This window comes from Pseudomonas parasichuanensis, assembly GCF_021601385.1.
Lineage (GTDB): Bacteria > Pseudomonadota > Gammaproteobacteria > Pseudomonadales > Pseudomonadaceae > Aquipseudomonas > Aquipseudomonas parasichuanensis.
The window spans coordinates 1-1,100 of the sequence record NZ_BQHO01000076.1 but is presented as its reverse complement, the minus strand read 5'-3'; the positions used below and the strand labels follow the sequence as shown (position 1 = coordinate 1,100).

The 1,100-nt window shown below is 63.3% G+C and carries 1 protein-coding gene; it reads left to right on the top strand.

Features of this window, described 5'->3' with window-relative positions; all coding sequences use genetic code 11:
- The coding region (locus tag L6D77_RS27010; RefSeq protein WP_236170227.1) for a DUF4158 domain-containing protein at positions 1-1,100 on the top strand (1,100 nt) is incomplete at both ends.

The following is a 1,100-nucleotide window of genomic DNA, read 5'->3' as shown; positions in this document are numbered from 1 at the left end:
CTATGTTGATTCGCCCAGCCGTGAAGAGCTGGAACGTTACTTCCACCTGAGCGATGAAGACCGTGAAGCCATCCAGGTGCTGCGGGGTAACCATAACCGTCTGGGTTATGCCGTTCTGCTGACCACCGTCCGCTTCGTTGGCGTTCTGCCGGACAAGCCCGCCGCCGTGCCGGTGGAAGTCCTGCAGGTGCTTTGCCGACAACTGGCGATTCCAGACCCCGACTGCCTCCAGCGCTATAGCGATCATCGCCGCTGGATACATGCCACCGATATTCAGAACCGCTTTGGCTATCGTCATTTCACCGATCCGGGCATCGGCTTTCGCTTGAGCCGCTGGCTGTATGCCCTCTGCTGGACGGGCACCGACCGGCCGGGAGTGCTGTTTGAGCGAGCCACCTCGTGGCTGTTCACACAGAAAGTCCTCCTGCCTGGTGTGTCTCAACTAGAGCGCTTTATCGCCCAGTTGCGCAGTCGGGTCGAAGAACGCCTCTGGTTTACGCTGGGCCGCAGCGTGACTGAGGAACAGCGATTGCAACTGCAAGACTTGCTGACGGTGGCCGAAGGCAACCGCAGCTCCCGGCTGGATCAATTGCGCTCCGGCCCGGTCATGGTCAGTGGCCCCGCGTTGATTCGGGCACTGCGCCGGCTCGATGACGTGCGCGGCATCGGCATCACCTTGCCGGCGGCGGCGCACATCCCTCCCAGCCGTATCGCCGCCCTGGCCCGCTTCGCCAACACGGCCAAGGTCACCGCGATTAATCGGCTGCCGGCGTCGCGGCGGATGGCGACACTGGTGGCCTTCGCACTCTGCCTGGAGGCGACTGCGCACGACGACGCACTGGAAGTCCTGGAGGCCTTGCTGCGCGACCTGTTCAGCAACGCGGAGAAGGCCGACAAGAAAGCCCGCATGCGCAGCCTGAAAGACCTGGATCGGTCGGCCGCGACGCTCGCCGCCGCGTGCAAGGTCGTGCTGGACAGCTCGATCAGCGATGACAACGTGCGCGCCCGGCTGTTCAACGACCTGCCGAGGACCACCCTGGAAAAGGCCCTGGAAGAGGTCAACGCGCTGATCCGCCCGGTAGATGACGTCTATTTTCTTG